This window comes from Synechococcus sp. R8-2 (assembly GCF_047461715.1).
GTDB lineage: Bacteria > Cyanobacteriota > Cyanobacteriia > Thermostichales > Thermostichaceae > Thermostichus.
The window spans coordinates 1-2,814 of the sequence record NZ_JANSHQ010000597.1 but is presented as its reverse complement, the minus strand read 5'-3'; the positions used below and the strand labels follow the sequence as shown (position 1 = coordinate 2,814).

4 protein-coding genes are annotated in these 2,814 nt (G+C 57.1%); 1 reads left to right on the top strand and 3 read right to left on the bottom strand.

Going from position 1 to position 2,814, the window contains the following annotated elements; translation table 11 throughout:
- Positions 1–264: 264 nt before the first annotated feature.
- On the top strand, positions 265–1,266 hold the full coding sequence (pheS, locus tag NW819_RS12905; RefSeq protein ID WP_414413986.1) for a phenylalanine--tRNA ligase subunit alpha: 1,002 nt from the start codon (positions 265–267) through the stop codon (positions 1,264–1,266).
- Between the two features lie 67 nt (positions 1,267–1,333).
- On the opposite strand, the gene NW819_RS12900 is transcribed toward pheS, so the two are convergent.
- The 3 genes from NW819_RS12900 to NW819_RS12890 all read right to left on the bottom strand — a co-directional run.
- Positions 1,334–1,630, bottom strand: coding sequence for a PipX family protein (locus NW819_RS12900; protein WP_011432377.1), 297 nt, complete (start codon positions 1,628–1,630; stop codon positions 1,334–1,336).
- 191 nt (positions 1,631–1,821) lie between these two features.
- On the bottom strand, positions 1,822–2,397 hold the full coding sequence (locus NW819_RS12895; protein ID WP_414329872.1) for a TIGR04376 family protein: 576 nt from the start codon (positions 2,395–2,397) through the stop codon (positions 1,822–1,824).
- 190 nt (positions 2,398–2,587) lie between these two features.
- Positions 2,588–2,814: ATP-binding cassette domain-containing protein (locus tag NW819_RS12890; protein WP_414413985.1), on the bottom strand; the 227-nt coding region annotated here is incomplete at its 5' end.

Genomic DNA, 2,814 nt, shown 5'->3' with positions numbered 1-2,814 from the left:
AGAGACGGCGGACAGATAACTTCTTCGCGGCCCTGGCCCGCTACGACCGCAACTTTACCTTGGCAGCAGAGGGGCCGGCGGGGTGTGACGCTCTGGGGTGTCTGCTGCCAGATTCGGCGCCTCAGAGCTAGTTCCCCAAAAGGGTTCCCCCTGCTGCCGACCAACCCCATCGGATGCAAAGGCGCGACCGAGCTCCCTCCTGTGATACCTTTGTAGGGACTCCTCACAACCCCAGGGATCCCTTCTGCCCTTGGAATCGGCCCCATGCAAGACGAAAAAGACACGCTTCGCCAACAGCTTCTCACCCTGCAAAGCGAGGCCCTCGCCCAAGTGGAACAAGCTGCCGATCTGGAGGCTCTGGAACAGATCCGCATCGACTACCTGGGCAAGAAAGGTAAGCTCTCCAAAATCTTGGGGGGAATGGGGAAGCTGCCCCCAGAAGAACGGCCTGCCATTGGCGCTTTGGCCAACACCTTTAAAGAGGCCCTCCAATCCAGTCTGGAGCAGCGCAAACAGGCCCTTGGTGAAGCTCAACTGCTGGCCCGCCTAGAAGCAGAGCGCCTGGATGTCACTATGCCCGGGCCCCGTCGGCCTCTGGGGCGGATCCATCCGCTGCAGGCCACCATCGACCGCATGCTCGATATCTTTGTGGGAATGGGCTACACCGTGGTGCATGGGCCTGAGCTCGAGACGGAGTACTACAACTTCGAGGCCCTCAACACCCCTGCCGACCATCCGGCGCGGGATATGCAGGATACCCTCTACCTGGCCAATGGCTACCTGATGCGTACCCAAACCTCCTCGGTGCAGGTGCGCTACATGGAGCAACACCAGCCGCCGCTGCGCATTGTGCATGCCGGTCGGGTGATGCGCCGCGATACCGTGGATGCCACCCACTCCGCTGTGTTTCACCAGATGGAAATTTTGGCGGTGGGCGAGAACCTCACCTTTTCCGACCTGAAGGGCACCCTCAACACTTTCATCACCCGCCTATTGGGCAAGCGAGAAACCCGCTTTCGGCCCAGCTATTTTCCCTTTACCGAGCCTTCTGCTGAGATGGACGTGCGCTTTGGCTCGAAATGGCTGGAAATCTTCGGCTGCGGCATGGTGGATCCCAATGTATTTCAAGCGGTGGGCTACGACCCGGAGCGCTACACCGGATTTGCGGCAGGGATCGGCATTGAGCGGATGGCCATGCTCCTCCACGGCATTCAGGATATCCGCCTGTTTTATACCAGCGACCTGCGCTTTCTGTCTCAGTTTTAGGTGGCTATCTTATCTGAGGAACAAAACCCTCGTCCTGAGCCCTGCAAGACCTTCAGAAAACCCTCTTTCAGGAAAAGGTTTGCTTGTAGATCAACTGCAATTGTTCTAGCTCATCTTGGCGGGCAGCACGGCGCAGCAGGCGCATTTGCTCTTCGATGAGCTGGCGAGCCTCATTACGGCTAATCGGATCGAAGACCAACTCCTCCATGGCAGCAGGATCCCCGCTGTTATCCGGGGGCCTGAAGTAAACCCGAAAAAAGAGCCTTTGGGCGTAGAGCGTGGTGAAGAGAGCCTGATTTTCGTCGACCTGACACAGGCTGTAGAGCAGACCAAATGTGGGGTGATTCAGATACAACTCATTCATGCCCAATAGCGTATCACTCTTGGGGGAGAGGAGAGACTTTTCTTCCCGGTCGGTGCCAGAGAAAGTTCTGGAAATGATGTGGCTATGGCTCTTGAGACCAAGGGCTTAGATCACAAGTTCCGCCCAGCTCGATTTTGGCTGTTGCGACTGGATTCAACATTAGCAAACTAACAAGATTTTGGGTCAGGCTGTTACCGCCGCTGCTGTTCCCGCACCTTCCTCTTCGTGTCATTCAATTCGTTTTCCACCTCTAGCTGACGAAATTGCTCTTCCAATTCATCCCAAGCCTCGAAAGGTTTTCCCCAAGGGCTGAAATTCCGGTCCGGGTTGTCGATGCCTTTGGCTTGCGCGGCTCTTACCTCCTGCAGCTTAGCCTTCACTTCTTGGCGGCGCTGGCGAATCTGCGGCAGCAGGGCTTCCATTTGTTGGATTTTCTCCTTTTGGGCTTTCATTTGACCCCATAGCTGGCTGCCCCTCTCCAACAGCTCAGCCTCCCGGCGTCGCGCTCCTTCGGCCAGATCGGGACGATTGGCCCGCTGCGCCTTCTCAATGCGAAAGTGCCAGGTTTTAATCTCCTCGGCTAAGTTGAGAATGCTTTTTTGGAGAGCCTCCTCTTGGACGCGGCTTTCCTGCAACAGCTGCAGGGTATCCGATTCCTGCTGGCGCAACTGCTCATCGAGGGCTTGCAGCTCGATCTCGGGGTGGGCCCTGAGAAATTCCTCCAGGCGGGTTTCCAAAAATCGGATGATATCTTCGATCAGTTTCATCGATGGATCCTTTTCCCAAGCCCTCAGTTGCGTTTAGAGTAGCCTAAGCCGGGCCGTCCTAGATAGGGTCGTTTGAGACATTCCCTTTGACCTTCACCCAAAGGGAGAGGGAAGCTGGGGATCCATCCAGCAGGCAAGTTCACTGCAACTGGGAACCGCCCAACTGCCCCCAGGCGGATCCCTGTCTTCCTCAATCCAGCAAACGGCCATCCCCAACCCGGATAATGCGCTGGGCGGCCTGGGCTACTTCAAGGTCATGGGTGACCACGACCAGGGTGATGCCCTGCCGGTGGAGCTCCGCAAAAAGGTTCAGCACTTCCTGGCCGGTATGGCTATCCAGAGCCCCAGTCGGCTCATCAGCCAGCAACAGTTGGGGTCGGTTGACAATGGCACGAGCAATCGCCACCCGCTGCTGCT

Coding starts and splice junctions, on each gene's coding strand:
- pheS (WP_414413986.1), top strand. CDS start 265: ATGCAAGACGAAAAAGACACGCTTCGCCAACAGCTTCTCACCCTGCAA.
- NW819_RS12900 (WP_011432377.1), bottom strand. CDS start 1,630: ATGAATGAGTTGTATCTGAATCACCCCACATTTGGTCTGCTCTACAGC.
- NW819_RS12895 (WP_414329872.1), bottom strand. CDS start 2,397: ATGAAACTGATCGAAGATATCATCCGATTTTTGGAAACCCGCCTGGAG.